The sequence below is a fragment of the Janthinobacterium sp. BJB426 genome (assembly GCF_002735705.1).
GTDB lineage: Bacteria > Pseudomonadota > Gammaproteobacteria > Burkholderiales > Burkholderiaceae_D > Janthinobacterium.
Genome location: NZ_PDZL01000008.1, coordinates 64367 through 83524, shown reverse-complemented (window position 1 = coordinate 83524; position 19158 = coordinate 64367). Strand labels below are relative to the sequence as shown.

The following is a 19158-nucleotide window of genomic DNA, read 5'->3' as shown; positions in this document are numbered from 1 at the left end:
CGGGCTTGACGCGCCAGATGATTTCCTTGGTTTTCAATATATATCTCCTTCCAGGTCCAGCGCTGGCGCGGCAACAGGCTTGGCGGCAGCGGTGGCTGGTTTTTTCTCAAAACGCTGCGCCAGGGTGCGCAGCAGTACGTAGAACACGGGCGTCAGGAACAGGCCGAAGAAGGTCACGCCCAGCATGCCGGCGAATACCGCCACGCCCATCGCATGGCGCATTTCCGAACCGGCGCCGTTCGAGAACACCAGGGGCACCACGCCCATGATGAAGGCGATCGACGTCATCAAAATCGGACGCAGACGCAGACGGCACGCTTCCAGCGCCGCTTGCACAACGGTGCGGCCATGCTCTTCCAGTTCGCGGGCAAATTCCACGATCAGGATCGCATTCTTCGACGCCAGCCCCACCAGCACGAACAGCGCGATCTGGGTGAACACGTTGTTGTCGCCGCCCGTCAGCTTCACGCCAAGCAGCGCACAGAGGATCGACATCGGCACGATCAGGATCACGGCCAGCGGCAATGTCCAGCTTTCGTACTGGGCGGCGAGCACCAGGAACACCAGCAGCACGCACAGCGGGAAGACATAGATCATCGTATTGCCGGACAAGATGTCCTGGTAGGTCAGTTCCGTCCACTCATACGAAATCCCCTGCGGCAGTACTTCCTTGGCGATGCGTTCCAGCGCGGCTTGCGCCTGGCCGCTCGATACGCCAGGGGCTGCGCCGCCATTGAAGTCGGCTGCGGCATACGCGTTGTAGCGCTGTACGCGGTCCGGACCATAGCTGTCCTTGACGCGCATCAGGGACGACAAAGGAATCATCTCGCCCTTGTCATTGCGTACCTTCAGCTGCGCGATATCCTGGGCATGTGAACGGAAAGCCGCATCGGCTTGCACGCGCACCTGGTAGGTGCGGCCAAACTGATTGAAGTCATTCACGTACAGCGAACCGAGGTTGATCTGCAAGGTCTGGTAAATCGTTTGCAGCTGCACGCCCATCTGCTTGGCTTTCACGCGGTCGACGTCGGCGAACAGCTGCGGCACGTTGATCTGGTAGCCCGAGAACACGCCTGCCAGTTCCGGCGTCTGGTACGCTTTCGCGGCCAGTGCCTGGGTGGCGTTGTACAGCGCGTCGTAACCGAGGTTGCCACGGTCTTCGATCATCATCTTGAAGCCGCCGATGGTACCGAGGCCGTTGACCGGCGGTGGCGGGAAGACCATGATGAAGGCGTCCTGGATACCGCCCAGGCGCTTGTTGATCTCGGCCGCGATGGCGCCGCCCGACAATTCCTTGGTGGTGCGCTCGTCGAACGGCTTTAGCGTGGCGAAGACGATACCGGCATTCGGCGCATTGGTGAAATCGTTGATCGACAGGCCGGGGAAGGCGATGGTCGATTCGACGCCGGGCACCGACTTGATGACGTCGGACATGCGGCGCACGACATCTTCCGTGCGGTCCAGCGAAGCGGCGTCAGGCAATTGCGCAAAGCCCACCAGGTATTGCTTGTCTTGCGCTGGCACGAAACCGGCCGGCACGGACTTGAAGGTGAAGATGGCGGCAACGACCAGCAGCGCATACACGCCCAGCGAGGCGCTCTTGCGGCCCAGCACGCCTTTTACACCCGCTTCATAGCGGTGCGAAGCGCGGCCGAAGAAGCGGTTGAACCAGGCAAAGAAGCGGCCGAAGACCATGTCCATGCCGCGCGTCAGCGCGTCTTTCGGCGCATCGTGCGGTTTCAACAGCGCGGCAGACAGGGCTGGCGCCAGGGTCAGCGAGCTGAAAGCGGAGATCACGGTCGAAATGGCGATGGTCAGCGCGAACTGGCGATAGAACTCGCCCGACAGGCCGGGCACGAAGGCGATCGGCACGAACACGGCGCACAGCACCAGGGCGATGGCGACGATAGGACCGCTGACCTCTTTCATGGCCTGGATGGTAGCGTCGCGCGGCGACAAGCCTTCCTCGATATTGCGCTCGACGTTTTCCACCACCACGATGGCGTCATCGACGACGATACCGATGGCCAGCACGAGGCCGAACAGCGACAAGGTGTTGATCGAAAAGCCAAAGCCCAGCATCACTGCAAAGGTGCCGACGATGGAGACGGGAACGGCCAGCAGCGGAATGATCGAGGCGCGCCAGGTTTGCAGGAAGATGATCACCACCAGCACCACCAGGGCGATCGCTTCAAGCAGGGTATGGATCACGGCTTCGATGGACGAGCGCACGAACTGCGTGGGGTCGTACTCGATGCGGTATTCCACGCCTTGCGGGAAGTCTTTTTTCAGTTCGTCCATCTTGGCACGCACGTCGGAAGACAGCTGCAGCGCGTTGGCATTCGGCGCTTCGAAAATACCCATGCCGACGGCCGGATTATTGTTCAGCAGCGAACGCAGCGAGTAGCTGTTGGCGCCCATTTCCACGCGCGCCACGTCCTTCAGGTGCGTCACGGCGCCGTCGGCATTGGTGCGCACGATGATGGCGCCAAATTCCTCGGGGGTCTGCAGACGGCCCTGGGTGTTGACGGTCAGCTGGAAGTCCGAGTTCTTCGCTGGCGAGGCGCCGATCACGCCGGCGGCCACCTGCACGTTCTGCTCGCGGATCGCGTCGACGACGTCATTGGCCGTCATGCCGCGCGCCGCTACCTTTTGCGGATCGAGCCAGATGCGCATGGCGTAGTCGCCGGCGCCGAATATCTGGATGTCGCCCATGCCAGGCAAGCGGGCCAGTTGATCCTTGACGTTCAGCACCGCGTAGTTACGCAGGTACATATCGTCATAGCGCTTGTTTGGCGAAACCAGGTGCACCACCATGGTCAGGTTGGGCGAGGACTTGACGGTCGTCACGCCGATCTGGCGCACTTCCTCGGGCAGGCGCGGCAAGGCGCGCTGCACGCGGTTCTGCACCTGCGTTTCAGCCTGCTCGACGTTGGTGCCGATCTTGAAGGTCACGGTCAGCATCATCGCGCCATCGGACGTGTTTTGCGAGGACATGTAGAGCATGTTCTCGACGCCGTTGATCTGCTCTTCGAGCGGCGCGGCCACGGTTTCGGCGATCACTTTCGGGTTGGCGCCCGGGTACTGCGCGCGCACCACCACGGATGGCGGCACGACGTCGGGATATTCGGAGATGGGCAGGCCGAAAATCGACAGCAGCCCGGCCACGAATATGACGATCGACAGCACCGCCGCGAAAATCGGCTTGTCGATGAAAAAGCGGGAAAAGTTCATGTTTATTCCTTGGAAGTCGATGCTGCTTTCGCGGCGATCTTGGCGTCTTTTACTTCAGGTTTCGCGGGGGCGACAGGCGCGGTCGGATCGAAATCCATGGCCACCATCTGCGGCGTCACGGGCGCGCCGGGGCGCACGCGCTGCAAGCCGTTGACGACGATCTTCTCGCCCGCCTTCAAGCCTTCGCGCACCACGCGCAAGCCGTCCGAGGTCGGGCCCAGCTTGACGGCGCGGTATTCGGCCTTGTTGTCAGCGCCCACCACGTAGACGTATTTGCGGCTCTGATCCGTGCCGACGGCGCGGTCGCTGATCAACAGCGCCGTGCTTTGCGCCTGCGGGCCATTGCCGCCGTCGAGCTGGATGCGCGCGAACAGGCCCGGCACCAGCTGGCGCTCGGCGTTGGCGAAGGTGGCGCGCATGCGCACGCTGCCCGTGGCCGGATCGAGCTGATTGTCGACGAATTCCAGCTTGCCTTCGTGCGGGAAGCCCGTTTCGTTGGCCAGACCGACCCTGACGGTGACGGGCGTACCTTTTTGCGCCGTGCCGGCCACGCGCAGATAGGTATCTTCATCGCCGTCGAAGCTGGCGTAGATGCGGTCCGTCGACACCACCGACGTCAAAATGGCGGAAGCATCGATCAGGTTGCCGACGGTGATTTCCGCCTTGCTGACGCGGCCGCTGATCGGCGCCTGCACCTGCGTGTACGACAGGTTCAGTTTGGCCGCTTCATACGCGGCTTGCGCCGAGCGTGCATTCGCGTCCAGCTCTTTCAAGCCCGACGCTTTTTCGTCGAATTCGCGCTGGGCGATGGCTTTTTCGGCCAGCAGCTTTTCAGCGCGCGACAGTTCCAGCTTGGCCAGTTCCGCCTTGGCGCGGGCCGAGGCAGCCGTGCCTTCGGCGCGCGACACTTCAGCCTGGAATGGGCGCGGATCGATGACGAACAGCACATCGCCCTTCTTCACTTCGCTGCCCGGCTTGAAGTTGACGGCGGTGATGAAGCCACCCACACGCGAGCGGATTTCCACGCGCTCGATCGCTTCCAGGCGGCCCGAAAATTCCTGCGTTTCCGTGATCTGTTTTTCAATGACGGCGGCGGCCGAGATGGGCGGGCCGCCGGCTGCTGGCGCGTCGGGCACCTTGCTGTTGGCCGAATCGCAGCCGGCCAGGCTCACGGCCACCAGTCCTGCCAGCGCGAGCGAGGCAGCCAGGGGCTTCAGCAGAGTGGAAAATTGTTGAACGTTTTTCATTTTATTTCCCTGTTTTATGAAAATTTCTAATGGTATGGGCGGCAGGAAGCAACCCAACTGAAAAAGTGAATGGTGGTGCCATGGCGCCCGACGGCGCTCGATCAAAGGTAAACAGGCCGCCAGCTGCTTAAAAGCGGACGGGGACGACAAAGCTGGCTGTGCGAACGCACAACTCAGGCAAGATGGGAACTACACTGCATAGTGTAGCAACCGAAACTCAAAAAGTAAACTGATTAGTGTAATTTATTTGCTGCGCCGCGCACGGCGGCTTTATGACTCGGGCTCCTGCCCCAGTCCAGCGACAAAGCTGGCGATTTCGCTCAATACCTGCACCTTGCAGGCGCACTCATTACGGGCGGTCGCGTCTTGCAGCGGCGCGGCGGCCATGCGCCGCACAGTGGTCTTGATGCCGCAGGCGATCAGTTTGCTGCCGTATTGTTCAGCCTCGTCGCGCAATGGGTCGTCTTCGCTGGACAATATCAAGGCTGGCGGCAGGTTCTTCAGGCGGCTCGACTGCAATGGCGACGCGTACGGATGGGTACGGTCAGCGGCATTCGGCAGATAGCCACGGTAGGCGGCGGCGCACTGGTCCGCCACTTCCGCCAGGTCGGGACAGCTCGGCAAGTGGCGCATCGAGCAGGTCGACAGGCCGGGATCGAGCATGGGCATGATCAGCACCTGGCCCGCGAGGGGCGGTCCGCCCCGGTCGCGCGACATCATGGCGCACACGGCGGCCAGGTTGGCGCCCGCTTCGATGCCCGACACCACCATCTGCTTGCCCGTCCAGCCCAGCTTGGACTTGTTCTTTTTCGCCCACAACAGCACGGCATGCGCGTCTTCCACGGCGGCGGGGAATGGACGCACCTTCGCCAAGGTGTAGTTCGCGGCCAGCACCACATGGTCGGGGTTGCTCAGCACGAGACAGCGCAGGAAGTCGTCCGCATCGTCCAGGTCGCCGTCGACAAAGCCGCCGCCATGGAAGAAGACGATCAGGCTCGATTGCCTGGCGCCCGGCACGCCGGCCGTGTAGACGCGCGCGGCGAGCGCATCCTGCGCGCCCTGCACCTCGATGTCGCGTATCTTCAGCGCCTGGCCAGGAGCCAGCTCGGCCGCGGTGTCGGCAAAGCTCATTGCGCCACCACCGGCTGCACCGCAACATCGAGCACCGTGTCGTTCAGGCACAACAAGGCGACGCCGCCGACTTCATGGGTCAGGGCGCTATACCCGCTGGCTTCGCTTTGCGCCGCCAGTGAATACGCATCCGTCGATACCATCGCGGCCAAAGCCAGTACACTCGCCACGAGGGCGAATACTGCAAAGTTTCCATTCCGATGACCCATGATCTCTCCTGTTGTACTGCCTGCGGCATCACATTTATGCTGCAGTACAACAACTATAGACTTGATCTACAATCTGATAAAGAGTGCAATGACGAATTGATTGTTCAGGATTCTGAATAATCACGGATAAAGTGATAGGAATTCAAGTGAACAAGCTGCAAGCCATGGAAGTTTTCATCCAAGTCGTCGATGCGGGCGGCTTTACGCGCGCGGCGGAAAACATGCAGCTGCCGAAAGCCACCGTGTCGACCCTGATCCAGTCGCTGGAAGCGAGCCTGTCGGTTAAATTACTCAACCGCACCACGCGCCATGTCAGCATCACGTCCGATGGCGCCGCCTATTACGAACGCTGCGTGCGCATCCTGTCGGACGTGCGCGAGGCCGAGGAATCGCTGTCGCGCACGCGCCTGAGCCCCAGCGGACGCCTGCGCGTGGATGCGCCCACGGCCCTGGCCAGCGAACTGATCATCCCTGCCCTGCCCGACTTCTTTGCCCGCTACCCCGATATCTCGCTGGAACTCGGTTGCAGCGACCGCCCCGTCGACCTGATCGAGGAAGGCGTCGACTGCGCCGTGCGCGGCGGCGAATTGGGCGACCTGAACCTGATCGCGCGCCGGGTCGGCGTGCTGCACTTCATGACGTGCGCGTCGCCCGGCTACCTGGCGCACCACGGCACGCCGCTGCACCCGGACGACCTGCCGCGCCACCGCGGCGTGAATTTTTTCTCCGCCAAGACCGGCAAAACGTTTGACTGGGATTTCACGCGCGCCGGCGAACGCATCCAGGTTGCCATGCCCAGCCATATCGCCCTGAACGACTCGAATGCCTACACGGCCGCTGGCCTGGCGGGCCTGGGCATCGTGCAAATGACGCATTTCATGCTTGCGCCGCTGATAGAACAGGGCAAAATGGTGGAATTGCTTGGCGAATGGGAATCCGACCCGCTGCCCATCCACGTGATCTATCCGCCCAACCGCCATCTGTCCGCCAAGGTGCGCGTGTTTGTGGAATGGGTCGCCGACATGTTTACCAACCACCCGGCCACGCAGCTCAAGGGCAAGAGCAGTCCCGCGAGCGCGCGCGCCACACTGACCGAGGCCCAGCCATGACAGCAGCAAGCACATCGCCGCACCCGCACCGCATCGTCTTTCTCGACCGCGACAGCCTGATCGCCAGCGTGCGCCCGCCCGCCTTCGAGCACAGCTGGGAAGAGTTTGCGCACACCAGGGGCAGCGAACAGACAGTGGCTCGCCTGCAAGGCGCCAGCATCGCCATCACGAACAAGGTGCCGCTGCGCGCGGCCGAGCTGGCGCAATTGCCGGACCTGAAAATGATCGCCGTGGCCGCCACCGGCACGGATATTGTCGACCTGGCCGCCTGCCGCGAACGGGGCATCGTCGTGGCGAATATCCGCGACTATGCGCGCGCCACCGTGCCCGAACACACGCTGGCCCTGATGCTGGCCCTGCGCCGCCAGCTGGTGGCTTACCGCGCAGACGTGGAAGCGGGCCTGTGGCAGGCGTCGGAACGCTTCTGCCTGTTCGGCCACCCGATCCGTGACCTGGCCGGCAGCCGTTTGGGCCTGCTCGGCTACGGCGCGCTAGGCAAGTCCGTGGCACAGCTGGGACGCGCCTTCGGCATGCAGGTGCAAGTCCATAACCGTTCACCTATCGATGAGGACGGCGTGACGCAAGTGAGCTTCGAGGACTTGCTGGCCACTTCCGACGTGCTCAGCCTGCACCTGCCCTTGACGGACACCACGCGCAACATCATCGGAGCAAAGGAACTGGCGCGCATGCAGCCGACATCGCTGTTGATCAACACGGCGCGGGGCGGCCTCGTCGATGAAGCGGCGCTGGCCGATGCATTGACGCGTGGCGTGATCGCCGGCGCCGGTTTCGACGTGCTATCGAAGGAGCCGCCGCTGCCCGACAACCCGCTGTTGAATTTGCGCCTGCCCAACTTCATCCTCACGCCGCACACGGCCTGGGCCAGCGGCGAAGCCATGCAAAAACTGGCGGACATCCTGATCGGCAACGTGGAAGCATTCGAGCGGGGCGCGCCGACGAACGTGGTGGCATGAGCGTATTGCAGGAACTCGATGAACTGCTGTGCAGCGACGACGATGAATACGACCGCCTCGACCTGTTTCACGAGGCGGACGAGCTGATCGGGCAGCTACGGACAGCCGACGTGCCGGCGCTGCTGCAACTGTGGCAGCAGCGCGGCCTGAGCTGGCAGCAGCGCTACACACAAGCGTGCAGTTCCATCGACGGCGCCGTGCTGCGCGCCCTGCTGGCCGGTTTGCTGGAAATCAAGGAGGCCAACTACGGCGTGTTCGAACTGATGTCGCGCTTGCCTGCGACAGCCGACGCCTCCCCGCTCAGCGACGCCCTGCTCGATTATGCCGGGCAAGCCTGGCATGCGGACCAGGCGCGGCAGCAGCAAATCCAGATCAGCTGCTGGAGCTGCGGGCTGTCGGGCCGGCTGTTGAAGCGGCTCGGTTTGTCCTCATGGAAAGAAGCGGGCTTGTAGGAACTACGGCGCGGCAGACCGCTCAAAGCTAAATCCCGGCGCATAAGCGTGATAGCCGTCGAAATCGCCCTTGCCGATGGCGGCACCTTGGCTGCGGGCAATCGCATACGCCATGCTGAAGTGAAAATAGAAATTCGGCAAAATATACAAATTCAAGTATTCATCGGCCGGCAGCGCAATGTCGGCAAAACCGGCCCGGTCGCGGCAGATGCGCCCGGGCGCCCCGTCAAAACGCTCCACGGAAATGTCCTTGAGGTAGCGCATGGTCTGTGCGATCTGCTCCTGCAAGCTGGCGGCAGCGCTGAAATCGGCCACGTCCAGCCCCGCCAGCGGGCAGCAGCCGCGCAGGGAAAAACTCACGGCCGCGCGCACTTGCTGGGCGAATGGCAGCATGTCCGGATGCAAACGCGCCGCCAGCAGTTGCGGCGCCGTGCCCGTCTTGTCGAGCATGGCGGAAAGCTGCGCCAGGGAACGGCAAAAGATGGCGGCGGGGTTGATGTGCATCGCGTCCGTCATGACAAACCCTCTTGTGCGGCAACCTTCTTCAGCACACGGATCAGCCGGCGTTCATGGCGGCCCACGGCGGCCCAATCCCAGGCGTCGGTCGGGCCGAATTCCGGGTAATGGCGCTGCCATTTTTCCGCGCGCTTCTGCGAATTGACGCTCACATGCGAGTCCAGCCCCTTGCCGCTGGACAAACGCAGGTACACGCGGATGACGCCCCAGCCTTCGCAGACGTAACGATACGTGAGGCCACCGCACTGGGCCGGGTCGAGGGCGATACGGCGCGGGGCAAAGTGCCCGGCCATGTCCGGGTAATGCACGGCCAGGAGCACGTCGCTGGCCCCTTCCGCTTCCAGCCTGGCCGCATACGCGCACAGCTCGGCAGGCGAGTGGAAATGCAGCGTTTCCCGTTCCGCCTCCGAATACACTTCTGCCACGGCCGCGCCGGGCTTGGCGAAGATTGCCTCGGCCATGGCCGCGATACCTGCTGTTGATAATCCCACTGTGCCTGCCTTTCCTGTTGCCTGATGGTTACGCCATGCGCCGCCATCCTAGCATGGCGTCAACGCCGATGGCGGCTGAAAAACGCCCACATCACCTCATTCGCATCGATGGCGCGCGTGGTCTTGCCGATGGGCAGGCCGATATTGAAGGCATCGGCGCCCGGCCACGTGTGGCCGCCGTCCTTGACACTGAGCAAGGCCACGCTGGCGCTGCCAGCACCACTCCCCTGCTCCAGCCAGTTCACTTGCGTAGTGTCGCCAGCAGGACCAGGCATCAGGCGCGGCTGCGGCGTGGCGCCTTCGATGCCGTTGTGCTTGCGCCAGTAATCGAAGGTGCCTTGGGCCGACAGGTAGCTGGCGGCCTTGCCTTCATGCAGCACGACCTTGTCGGCCGTGCCCTGTATTAACAGCATGCCGACCTTGTCCGTTTTCTGGTGATGCTGCACCACGGGTTCCGGCATGGGCGCGCCCACCGAGGCGACGGCGGCGAATTGCTGCGGCAGCTCGGCCGCCAGGCGCAGGGCAAAGAAACCGCCGCGCGACAAGCCCGTCGCATACACGCGCTTGTCATCGATGCGGTAATCCTGCTTGAGTTTACTCAATATCGCTTGCGTAAAACCGACGTCGTCCGTGCCCGCCGGGTAATCCATGCCGAAGCCCACGTTCCAGTCCTGCTTGATGCCTTGCGGATACACAACGATGAACTGGTGCCGCTCGGCCGTCCTGTTCATCTGCGTGTACAGCATTTGTTCCGCCATGCTCATGCCGCCGCCATGGAAATTGAAGACGACGGGAAAGGCTTGCTGCGGCTGGCTTTGGTAAGACGGCGGCGTGTAGACGATGTAGCGGCGCTTGTCTTCCTTGTGCTGCAACGATTGCACCTGGGCCAGCACGGGCGCGGACAGGCAGGACAGGAGCAACAGGCTGATGGCGATTTTCATGGGCTTCCCTTCAAGTAAAAGAGCAGCCAGCATAAGCAGGGGCAGGTGAAATCGCGGTGAAATCCGCTGACTTTATTGCGCCGGAGCAGGAACGATGGCGACACGGTAGCGCGTCACGCCGGACTGGAAAACGATGTCCCAGTGCATCGCTTGTGCCAGGCGCAGCAGCAGGTTCTGGCCATGCGCGAAGCCGTGGACGCGCCGAGGCTGTCCCGGCTGCACGGTATTGTCGATGCTCAGGCAACCTTGCACAAACGCAATGCTGATGCGGCAATCGGGGCCGCCATGGAACAGCGCATTCGCCAGGCAATTATTAATGAGCAACATGACCAGTTGCGGGTTACCAACCACTTCCAGCCGCTCGGGCAAGTCCAGGCTCAGCAGGCTGGTATCCCAGGGATGGTCGTCGAGCAGGCGCAACAGGCATTGCTCGATGCAGCCGCGCAATTCCACCATTTCGCCGGGCAGTTGCTCGGCCCGTGCCAACGCGAACAGCACGTCGATGGTGGCGCGCATTTCGTCCGTGGATTGCTGCAGCTGGGCCTGTTCGCGCCCGCCCAGGGGCTGCGCATGGGCCAGTGCCAGGGTGTTGTGCATCAAGGTCAGCGGCGTGCGCAATTCATGGCTGACGTCGCGGGTGAATGCCTGTTCGCGCTGCAACACCGCCTGCAGTTCGGCAAAGGTGGTCTCCAGGCGGCGCGCCAGGAAACCGATTTCGTCTGGGCGGTCGCGCTCGCTGAAATGCACGGCGCTGCCGGGTGCCAGCTGGCGCGCTTCCTGCGCCAGGCGCTGCAAGGGCAGCACGAGGCGCCGTGCCAGCCAGTACGCGAGCAGCAAGGCCAGGGCGATCAGCGCCAAGGCAACGCCAGCGACGACACTGCCCACTTCCCGCGTCAGGCGCGAGACGACCAGCACGGACGCCACGTCGGCCAGCAGATAGCTGCGCTGGGGCTTGCCGCCGGCAACCATTTCGAGCGCCAGCACATGATAATGCTGGCCCGTCGTGGTAAACACTTCGCCGCGCGGGGCCGACGGTGGCACGTGGTCTCGCACCGTTTGAGGCAAGTCAAGGTAGCTGCCATAAACCGTGATGAGGTCGCTGCCAGACGGCGTAAGCTTGCCGTGCTGCTGCCAGCGCATGCCGACGGCCGCCGCTTCGCGCTCGAGCAGGCGCTGCACCAGCATGTCTTCCGTCACGTAGGCGATCACCAGCGCCAGGCCCGTGTAGCACAGGCACAGCAATACAGCGAAGCCGGCCAGGGCGGCGAACAGACGCTGCCGGATCGACTTAACCATCGCTGGCCGCCGCATCGAAGACAAGACGGTAGCCCAGCTGCGGTATGGTCACCAGCACACCCGCCGCGCCAGCCCCGCCAACCAACTCCAGTTGCTTGCGCAGCGTGTAGATATGCGATTTCAGGGCGTCGCTGTCGGGCGGCTGGCTGCCCCATAACTGTTGCAGCAAGGCCGAGCGCGAGACGGCGTGCGGATGCTCGCGGCACAGCAGCAGCAAGATTTTAAAACCCGTCTGCGTCAGTTGCAGCGGCACGTCGCCGACCAGCGCGCGCCCTTCGCGCGTCTGCAAGGTAAAGGGACCCACGCGCATTTCCTGGTGCACGTGCAACTGCTGCCGGCGCGCCAGCGCTTCGCAGCGCAAGGCCACTTCGCGCAGGTCGAACGGCTTGGTCAAATAGTCGTCGGCGCCGTCGCGAAAACCGCGTGCCTTGTCTTCATACGCATCGCGCGCCGTCAGCATCAAAATCGGCACATTGCTGGGCGCAGCCGCCTTGATGGCGCGGCACACTTGCAAGCCATCCATGTCAGGCAGGTTCAGGTCCAGCAGCACCACGTCATAGCTGTTGCGCGTGGCCAGCTGCACTGCCAGCGCGCCCGTGCCCGCATGGTCCGTCTGCCAGACCAGGCCGTCGAGGAAGTCGAGCACCTGGCGCGCGATGGCCAGGTGGTCTTCCACCAGCAGAATGCTCAAGGCAAGCTTGCTCATGACACGCCGTCGATGCGTGCGTATAGCCAGAAATTGCCGGATTTTCCGCGAATTTTCCGGTAGCAGCGCAGATAACCTTCCCGCTCGAAAGCGCAGCGTTCCAGCACGCGCATCGAACGTTTATTGCTTTCCAGCACGGTCGCCTGAATGCGCAGAAAGCCAAGGTGCTGGAAGCCCCAGTCCACGACCGACGCGGCAAGGGACGTGGCCACGCCCTGCCCCCAGACGGCGGGCGCCAGGTCATAGGCGATTTCCGCCGTGCGATGCTGCGGGGAAATCGCATTGAAACCGATCGTGCCCACCAGTTGGCCGCCCTCGCGCAGCACGACGGCCAGGCGGATGGACGACGATGGATGAGACGACGCATAGTCATCGAAATTGGCCTGCAGGTCGTCGACGCAACGCAAGTTCCAGCTCGTGTGTTCCACGACAGCAGGGTCGGCCAGGTAAGCATACCAGGCGGGCGCGTCGCTACGCTCCAGGTGGCGCAAGGTCACCAGTGGATGGTCAGAAGCGGGTAAATCAACAACGTTCATTGCTTTGCATCTTCCTCAGGCGAGCGGGCAATCGGCGGCCAGCCAGGTGGCGAAATCATCGGCGGCCAGCTCGAAATCGTCGCGCTGCATCGAGCCATGCCCCACCAGGTAGACAGCGCGCTCAGCGCCATCGAGCGCCAGCATGACGGCACTGCCGCCGCTGTCATCGCCGATGGTCATGTAGCCGGGGCAAAATTGCTGCGTCTCATACGTTTCATTGCGTTCCCGCAAGCTTTCCACGCCATACAGCACTACCTGCTCACCGCGCATGCCTGCTTGCCCGTCCTGGAGAAAGCGCAGGTAGTGCGCCGGCAAGGCGTGGCCCAGCCAGCGCTCGAACGCTTCGACTTCCGGCTGACTCACACAGCGCCCTTGCGCCGCGCTTCCCACTCGCGGCGCAGCAAGCCGTACAGGGCCGAGTCGCTGACGTGGCCGCCGACGATCCAGCGCTCTGGCAGAAAACCTTCCTTGTTGAAACCCTGGCGTTCGAGCGCGCTGGCCGAACCGGCGTTGAGCGGGTCGATATCAGCTTCCAGGCGGTTCAGGTCGCGCTCGATGAACGCGTATTCCAGCAGTGCCGACAGCGCTTCGTGCATATAGCCCTTGCCCCAGTACGGACGGCCCAGCGCGTAGCCGATCTCGGCCCGGCGGTTCTGGCGGTGCTCGGAAAACAGGCTGCAGCTGCCCAGGTATTCGCCCGTCGCCTTCAGTTCGACGGCGAAGCGGAAGAATTCCTCTTTCTCGAAAGCGGCGATATCCTCGGCAATCTGGCGCGCGGCGCGGCTGGCATCCTCCCAGGGCGGTTCGCTGAAATAGCGCATCACTTCGGGATCGGAATGCATGGCGAATTGCGCCGCCTCATCCGATGCTTGCGGCTTGCGCAGGATCAGCCGCTCAGTGGTGATGGTTTTGGTATAAGCCATGCAACTCCAATCGATGGTTCAAGAACGATACTTATTATTCCATGCAACTATAACGATGTGGCAATTTTGTGGCGCTGCTTTTAATGTACTATGGCAATATTTTTCACCATATCATTGATGCAACTTCATGATTCGCCTATGCACGCAGTAAAGGACGCACCAGTTATCGACGCCACGGCGCAGCCCGAGGTCTTGAGCAAGCACAAGCGGCCAGTGATCGTCTGGGCCAGCATCGGCTTCTTCTGCATGTGCGCCATGCTGCTTGGCATGACCATCTGGATCGTCTGGTCTTCGCATGCGGTCCGCCTGCGCGAAGCGAGCGCGGCGACGGAAAACATGGCGCGCGCCCTGGCGACGCAAGCGTACATGGAACTGGAAATCGCCGATGCGATGCTGGAAGATATTGCCGAACACGTCCGCAACGAAGGCAATAATGACGCGACCGGCGAGCGGCTGGAATCCCATCTGGTGCAACTGTCCAGGAATATCGTGGAAATTGCCGGCGTCTTCATTTTTGACAGCCAGGGCGATTGGCTCGCCACCTCGTCCGGCACCAGGCAGGACGGCAACAACGCGGACCGCGACTACTTTATCTATCACAAGACGCATGCGCAGCTGGGCAGCCGCATCAGCGCGCCCGTGCGCAGCAAATCGACGGGGCAATGGGTCTTGCCCGTGTCGCGCCGGGTGGAATCGGCGGACGGTTCCTTTGCCGGCGTGGTGCTGGTCACCCTGGGGCTGGCCTCGTTCGAACGCATCTACGAGAGCCTCAGCCTTGGCAAGACGGGCACGGCATTCTTTGCCCTCGACGACGGCACCTTGATCTACCGGCGGCCGTTCCAGCCCGATGTCATCGGCATGGATATTTCATCGGGCGCACTCTTGCGCGCCTACCGCGAAAAAGGGCCGGTCGGCACGGCCATGATGACGGCCAAGGTGGACGAAATCGAGCGGCTGTACAGCTATCGCCACCTGGAACGCTTTCCCGTCATCGTGGCGGCAGGCTTGTCGAAGGAAGACATCTTTGCCGAGTGGCAACGGCTGAGCATGCAAATCGTGCTGGCGTCGCTGGCGGCGGGGGCGGCGCTGCTCTACCTGTTCCGCAGGCTGATGCGGCAGATTGCCGTACGCGACCGTATCGAAGCCAGCCTGCGCCAGGCCACGACGGAACTACGACACGCGAACGCGGATCTGGCGGCGCGGGCGTCGCAAGACGGCTTGACGGGACTGGCCAACCGCCGCTGTTTCGACGAGACCCTGGCGCATGAACTGAAGCGCGCCCAGCGCAGCGGGCACGCGGTATCGCTGATCATGCTCGACGTGGATTTCTTCAAGAAATTCAACGACCAGTATGGCCACGTGGCGGGCGACGCATGCCTGCAGTCCGTTGCTGGCGCCGTGGCGCGCAGCGTCGGCCGGGCCGAAGACCTGGCGGCCCGCTACGGCGGCGAAGAGTTCGCCGTGATCATGCCTGGCACCAATGCCGCAGGTGCGCTGGAAGTCGCAGAAGCCATCCGCTCGGCGGTGGAAGCCTTGCAGATTCCCCATGCGGCCAGCGCAAATGGCGTCGTGACCGTCAGCCTGGGCGCGGCCACGCTGCAGCCGGGCCAGGAGCGACGCACGGAGAGCAGCGAGCTGATACGCGAAGCCGACACCTTGCTGTACCAGTCGAAAAACACGGGCCGCAACCGCGTCAGCAGCAGCGTGCCAGCAGCATGAGGCCGACCATGTGCAGAAAAAGAATCGCCCTCACCTTGCCGGTCACCCTCAGTGCACTGGCCGTCTGGCTGGGCTTGAGCATGGGCGGCCGCTGGCTGGAATCCGCCGGCTACGCCTTGCCAGGCACAGCCGTCACCGGCCGTATCGGCCTGTCATGGGCGCTGGCCGCCCTGTTCGCGCTGGCGCTGCTGCTGGCGTCAAGCCGGCCCCGCGAAGCAGGCCTGTGCGCGCCGCAGCCATGGAAAACAGTGTGGCTCGTCTCGCCGCCCCTGCTGTATGCGCTGCTGATGCTGTTGCTGGCCTGGGCCGGCGGCTGGCCGCAGCCGCGCGTGCTGCTGATCGTCGCTGGCAATGCGGCGCTGGTGGCCATCTCGGAAGAGCTGATGTTCCGCGCTATCTTGCTGCAGGGCATGCTGGACCGCTACGCCGTCTGGCCAGCCGTCCTGATGTCCTCGGCGCTGTTCGGCCTGGCTCACACCGCCAACGGCCTGGCCACGGGCGACGTCAGCGGCGCCTTGTGGCAAGCCGTGGCCGCCACCCTGCAGGGCGTCGGCTACGCGGCCATCCGCCTGCGCACCCGCTCCATCTGGCCTATGGTGCTCGTGCATGGACTGTGGGATTACGCGCTGGTGACAGCCACCTTGCCCAACCCGGCCGAAGACGGCGCATCGATCCTGCCGACTATCGCCCTGCTGGCCGTGCTGCCCTTGTGCCTGTACGGCGTCTACCTGCTGCGCCCCAGCCAGCGGGCGGCCTTGTTGCAACCATAAGGAATCTGCATGGCGTTTTTTTCACGTGATTACGAGGTCTTCCTGCTGCTGGCCGCGCCCGATGCGCCGCCACTGTGGGAGGCGGCGCAATGGACGCCGTTTGCCGCCAGCCTCGATGGCCTGATCGCGCAAGCCAGCGCGCGGGGCAAGGCCGGCGTGCGCAGCCATCAATACAATCCCAAGGGCAAGCCGGTTCCCTTTGGCCGCCTGGGCTGGAACGGCAAATCGCACGCCAAGTGGACGCATACGGCGGCCACGACGGAAGCGCGCTTCATGAGCCTGGAAGCCTGGGCGCCATCGTGGACGACCTGCGAAAAAGACGACCAGGCGCCCGATCTGTTCCTCGCCCTGGCCAATGAATCGCTGCTGGGACGGGCGGGCAAAACCTTGCAATTCAGCCAGCGCCTGGTGTGCGCGATCGCCACGGACATGGGGCCCGATGCGGCCGCCGCCTTGCGCCTATCCCTGGCGCAACTGGCCGTGCAACAAGACGCCGTCGTCTTCGCCCGCACCCAACGTCAGTGGGGCCGCGCCGCGTATGGCGGCTTCACGGGCGCCATCCAGGATATGCTGATCGGCGGCCTGTTCCAGCCCGACGACCCGCATGCGCGGCCGCTCGATGCGTCCACGTTCCGCGAGCCGTGGGAAAGGCTGGCGCCAGCCTCCGCTTAAAACGTCCCCGGCAGCAGGATCTTTTTATCCACCTGCTGCAAGTCGCGCAAGCCGCAAAAGGCCATCGTCAGGTCGAGTTCATTGCGGATGATGTCCAGGCATTTGGTCACGCCCGGCCCGCCCATGGCGCCCAGGCCGTATAAAAACGGGCGGCCGATGTACACGCCTTTCGCGCCCAGCGCCACGGCCTTGATCACGTCCTGGCCCGAGCGGATGCCGCCATCCATGTGCACTTCGATCTGGCTGCCGACGGCGTCGACGATGGCCGGCAAGGCTTCGATCGACGATTGCGCGCCATCGAGCTGGCGCCCGCCGTGGTTCGAGACGATCAGTGCGTCGGCGCCGCTTTCCACGGCCAGGCGCGCGTCTTCCGGGTCCATGATGCCCTTGATGATGAGTTTTCCGCCCCAGCGCTGCTTGATCCATTCCACGTCCGCCCACGACAGGCTCAGGTCGAACTGCTGCTGCGTCCAGGCCGACAGCGACGACATGTCCGACACGGACGTGGCGTGCCCGACGATGTTGCCGAAACCGCGCCGTTTCGTGCCCAGCATGCCCGCCACCCAGCGCGGCTTGGTGGCCATGTTGAGGATATTTGGAATCGTCAGTTTCGGCGGCGCCGACAGGCCGTTGCGCAAGTCCTTGTGGCGCTGGCCCAGCACCTGCAAGTCGAGCGTCAATACCAGCGCGCCGCACTTGGCCGCCTTGGCGCGGTCGATCAGGCGGTTGATGAATTCACGGTCTTTCATCACATACAGCTGGAACCAGAACGGTTTCGTCGTGTTCGCCGCCACGTCCTCGATCGAGCAAATGCTCATGGTCGACAGGGTGAACGGCACGCCGAAGCGCTCGGCCGCCTGGGCCGCGAGGATTTCGCCATCCGCATGCTGCATGCCCGTCAAGCCCGTGGGCGACAGGGCCACCGGCATCGACACGTGCTGGCCCACCATGGTCGACGCCAGGCTGCGGTTTTCCAGATTGACGGCCACGCGCTGGCGGAATTTGATCCTGGCGAAATCGCTGTTGTTGGCGCGGTACGTCGATTCCGTCCAGGAGCCGGAATCGGCGTAGTCGTAAAACATGCGCGGCACCCGTTTCTGGGCCAGCACGCGCAAGTCTTCGATGCAGGTGATGATACTCATGCGTTTCCTCGGTCGATGGCAAGTCGAACCATGATCGTGCATTTACCGGAAATTGTCTATCCGGCAGGCAATGCCGCCACACTTACCAACTGCGCGCGCCGAGGATCTTCTCGCCCAGTTCACTCAACTGCGCCTGCGGATAGCGCAGCTTTTCCTTTTCCTCGGGGTCGCCGGGAAACGCATAGCCCTGCGGTGCGCTGCGCTCGCGCCAGCTTTGCACGCGCCAGTCGCGCAGCGTTTGATTGTCTTCCTGCGCCGGCGTAAAGGAAATGTATTGCGCCAAACGCACCTGGTCGGTGGACGTGTTCGGACGGATGCCGTGCGCCAGCAGGCTGTTGAAGATCAATAACTCCCCTTTCTTCATGGCGATGAATTCCATCGGGTACGGCACCGTCGCCAGGTCCGGCTGCCACGGGTTGCGATCAAGCGGCACGGTCTTGCGCCACGCCAGCAAGTTGTTGAACAATTCCGGATAGCATTGAAAGCCGCCGCTCTCGGTCGAGGTGTCGGACAGGGCCAGCACGCCCTGCACGTTGACGGGCAGCGGGTCGAGCGTGGTGTCGGCATCCCAGTGGATGAAGCCGCCAAACTTGCGCTTGCCATTGTTCGGCGTGTTCAGGTTGGCGCGGTCGATGGTCACCCACAAATCCTGACGGTCCCAGATGTCGACAAAGGCATCGTACACGCGTTGAGTCTGGCGGTTATCCCACAGGGTCTGGTTGTGGTAGGCCTCGACCATGCCGGAACCGTTGAGTTCTTTCATCGCATGGTCGCGCAACTGGTCCTGGTTCCAGGTGGCGGGGTCGTTCTGGTCGAGTCCCTGGAATTCCCACAAGAAATCGGTTGTGCGGCGCACCTGTTCCGGCGACACGGCATCCTTGACGATGACGTAACCGTAGGTTTGCCAGTGCAAAAAGTCGCTGTCGGACAGCACGCGCAGGGGCAGCTGTTTCTGGATGTCGCGCAACTGGGTCTGTTCCGTGTAGGCCACGGACGGGTTGCCGGGACGGTCTTCGCCGTACTGATATCGGTCTTCTTGCATCGCTGTCTCCTGTGTTGGTGTGAGACAGATTGTGCTTCGGCAGTGCCG

General features: G+C 63.2%; 20 protein-coding genes. 6 read left to right on the top strand and 14 right to left on the bottom strand.

The genetic code is table 11. From position 1 onward, the window contains the following. Nucleotides 1-33: 33 nt before the first annotated feature. The 4 genes from CSQ93_RS14860 to CSQ93_RS28860 form a co-directional block, all read right to left on the bottom strand. Nucleotides 34-3234, bottom strand: a complete 3201-nt coding sequence (locus CSQ93_RS14860; protein WP_099378705.1) for an efflux RND transporter permease subunit — start codon at nt 3232-3234, stop codon at nt 34-36. Between the two features lie 2 nt (nt 3235-3236). Further along, nucleotides 3237-4481 (bottom strand): efflux RND transporter periplasmic adaptor subunit, encoded by a 1245-nt coding sequence (locus CSQ93_RS14855; protein WP_099378704.1) that lies wholly within the window; start codon nt 4479-4481, stop codon nt 3237-3239. A gap of 270 nt (nt 4482-4751) precedes the next feature. Next, on the bottom strand, nt 4752-5612 hold the full coding sequence (locus CSQ93_RS14850; RefSeq protein WP_099378703.1) for an alpha/beta hydrolase: 861 nt from the start codon (nt 5610-5612) through the stop codon (nt 4752-4754). After that, nucleotides 5609-5821, bottom strand: coding sequence for a hypothetical protein (locus CSQ93_RS28860; RefSeq protein WP_158301236.1), 213 nt, complete (start codon nt 5819-5821; stop codon nt 5609-5611). The genes CSQ93_RS14850 and CSQ93_RS28860 overlap by 4 nt, the downstream gene beginning before the upstream one ends. 146 nt (nt 5822-5967) lie before the next feature. Here CSQ93_RS28860 and CSQ93_RS14845 point away from each other — a divergent pair, with 146 nt between their 5' ends. Genes CSQ93_RS14845 through CSQ93_RS14835 form a run of 3 tightly spaced genes read left to right on the top strand, consistent with a single transcriptional unit; the run spans nt 5968 to nt 8356 of the window. Beyond that, nucleotides 5968-6930, top strand: a complete 963-nt coding sequence (locus tag CSQ93_RS14845; RefSeq protein ID WP_099378702.1) for a LysR family transcriptional regulator — start codon at nt 5968-5970, stop codon at nt 6928-6930. Continuing rightward, entirely contained in the window at nt 6927-7904 is a 978-nt protein-coding gene (locus CSQ93_RS14840; RefSeq protein ID WP_099378701.1) for a D-2-hydroxyacid dehydrogenase, read from the top strand. The genes CSQ93_RS14845 and CSQ93_RS14840 overlap by 4 nt, the downstream gene beginning before the upstream one ends. Continuing rightward, the gene (locus CSQ93_RS14835) at nt 7901-8356 is read left to right on the top strand and encodes a hypothetical protein (protein WP_099378700.1); all 456 of its coding nucleotides are present in this window, start codon (nt 7901-7903) and stop codon (nt 8354-8356) included. Before CSQ93_RS14840 ends, CSQ93_RS14835 begins: the two co-directional genes overlap by 4 nt. A gap of 3 nt (nt 8357-8359) precedes the next feature. On the opposite strand, the gene CSQ93_RS14830 is transcribed toward CSQ93_RS14835, so the two are convergent. From CSQ93_RS14830 to CSQ93_RS14795, 8 genes are all read right to left on the bottom strand, one after another. Further along, nucleotides 8360-8872 carry a DUF1993 family protein gene (locus CSQ93_RS14830; RefSeq protein WP_233516191.1) on the bottom strand — a complete coding sequence of 171 codons (513 nt, stop codon included), beginning with the start codon at nt 8870-8872 and terminating at the stop codon, nt 8360-8362. Continuing rightward, nucleotides 8869-9333, bottom strand: coding sequence for a hypothetical protein (locus tag CSQ93_RS14825; protein WP_099378699.1), 465 nt, complete (start codon nt 9331-9333; stop codon nt 8869-8871). Before CSQ93_RS14825 ends, CSQ93_RS14830 begins: the two co-directional genes overlap by 4 nt. Before the next feature lie 89 nt (nt 9334-9422). Continuing rightward, nucleotides 9423-10304 carry an alpha/beta hydrolase family esterase gene (locus tag CSQ93_RS14820; RefSeq protein ID WP_099378698.1) on the bottom strand — a complete coding sequence of 294 codons (882 nt, stop codon included), beginning with the start codon at nt 10302-10304 and terminating at the stop codon, nt 9423-9425. A 72-nt stretch (nt 10305-10376) separates the two neighbouring features. Further along, on the bottom strand, nt 10377-11600 hold the full coding sequence (locus tag CSQ93_RS14815) for a sensor histidine kinase (protein WP_099378697.1): 1224 nt from the start codon (nt 11598-11600) through the stop codon (nt 10377-10379). After that, on the bottom strand, nt 11593-12306 hold the full coding sequence (locus tag CSQ93_RS14810; protein WP_099378696.1) for a response regulator transcription factor: 714 nt from the start codon (nt 12304-12306) through the stop codon (nt 11593-11595). The genes CSQ93_RS14815 and CSQ93_RS14810 overlap by 8 nt, the downstream gene beginning before the upstream one ends. After that, nucleotides 12303-12842, bottom strand: a complete 540-nt coding sequence (locus tag CSQ93_RS14805; protein WP_099378695.1) for a GNAT family N-acetyltransferase — start codon at nt 12840-12842, stop codon at nt 12303-12305. Before CSQ93_RS14805 ends, CSQ93_RS14810 begins: the two co-directional genes overlap by 4 nt. A 15-nt stretch (nt 12843-12857) precedes the next feature. After that, a complete protein-coding gene (locus CSQ93_RS14800) occupies nt 12858-13205 on the bottom strand; it encodes an SMI1/KNR4 family protein (protein ID WP_158301235.1) in 348 nt (115 codons plus the stop codon). Beyond that, complete coding sequence (locus CSQ93_RS14795) at nt 13202-13765, bottom strand: GNAT family N-acetyltransferase (RefSeq protein WP_099378693.1); 564 nt, start codon at nt 13763-13765, stop codon at nt 13202-13204. The genes CSQ93_RS14800 and CSQ93_RS14795 overlap by 4 nt, the downstream gene beginning before the upstream one ends. Before the next feature lie 138 nt (nt 13766-13903). On the opposite strand from CSQ93_RS14795, the gene CSQ93_RS14790 reads away from it, so the two are divergent. The 3 genes from CSQ93_RS14790 to CSQ93_RS14780 are packed head-to-tail and all read left to right on the top strand — an operon-like array spanning nt 13904 to nt 16926. Beyond that, nucleotides 13904-15484: a GGDEF domain-containing protein gene (locus CSQ93_RS14790; protein WP_158301234.1), complete on the top strand. Its 1581-nt coding sequence runs from the start codon at nt 13904-13906 to the stop codon at nt 15482-15484. Between the two features lie 8 nt (nt 15485-15492). Continuing rightward, the gene (locus CSQ93_RS14785) at nt 15493-16254 is read left to right on the top strand and encodes a CPBP family intramembrane glutamic endopeptidase (RefSeq protein WP_158301233.1); all 762 of its coding nucleotides are present in this window, start codon (nt 15493-15495) and stop codon (nt 16252-16254) included. A 9-nt stretch (nt 16255-16263) separates the two neighbouring features. Continuing rightward, nucleotides 16264-16926 (top strand): hypothetical protein, encoded by a 663-nt coding sequence (locus tag CSQ93_RS14780; protein ID WP_099378690.1) that lies wholly within the window; start codon nt 16264-16266, stop codon nt 16924-16926. Here CSQ93_RS14780 and CSQ93_RS14775 read toward each other — a convergent pair. Then, nucleotides 16923-18068 carry an alpha-hydroxy acid oxidase gene (locus CSQ93_RS14775; protein WP_099378689.1) on the bottom strand — a complete coding sequence of 382 codons (1146 nt, stop codon included), beginning with the start codon at nt 18066-18068 and terminating at the stop codon, nt 16923-16925. The two genes, CSQ93_RS14780 and CSQ93_RS14775, sit on opposite strands and share 4 nt — an antisense overlap. Nucleotides 18069-18150: 82 nt before the next feature. After that, the gene (locus CSQ93_RS14770; protein WP_099378688.1) at nt 18151-19110 is read right to left on the bottom strand and encodes a phytanoyl-CoA dioxygenase family protein; all 960 of its coding nucleotides are present in this window, start codon (nt 19108-19110) and stop codon (nt 18151-18153) included. Between the last annotated feature and the right edge of the window lie 48 nt (nt 19111-19158).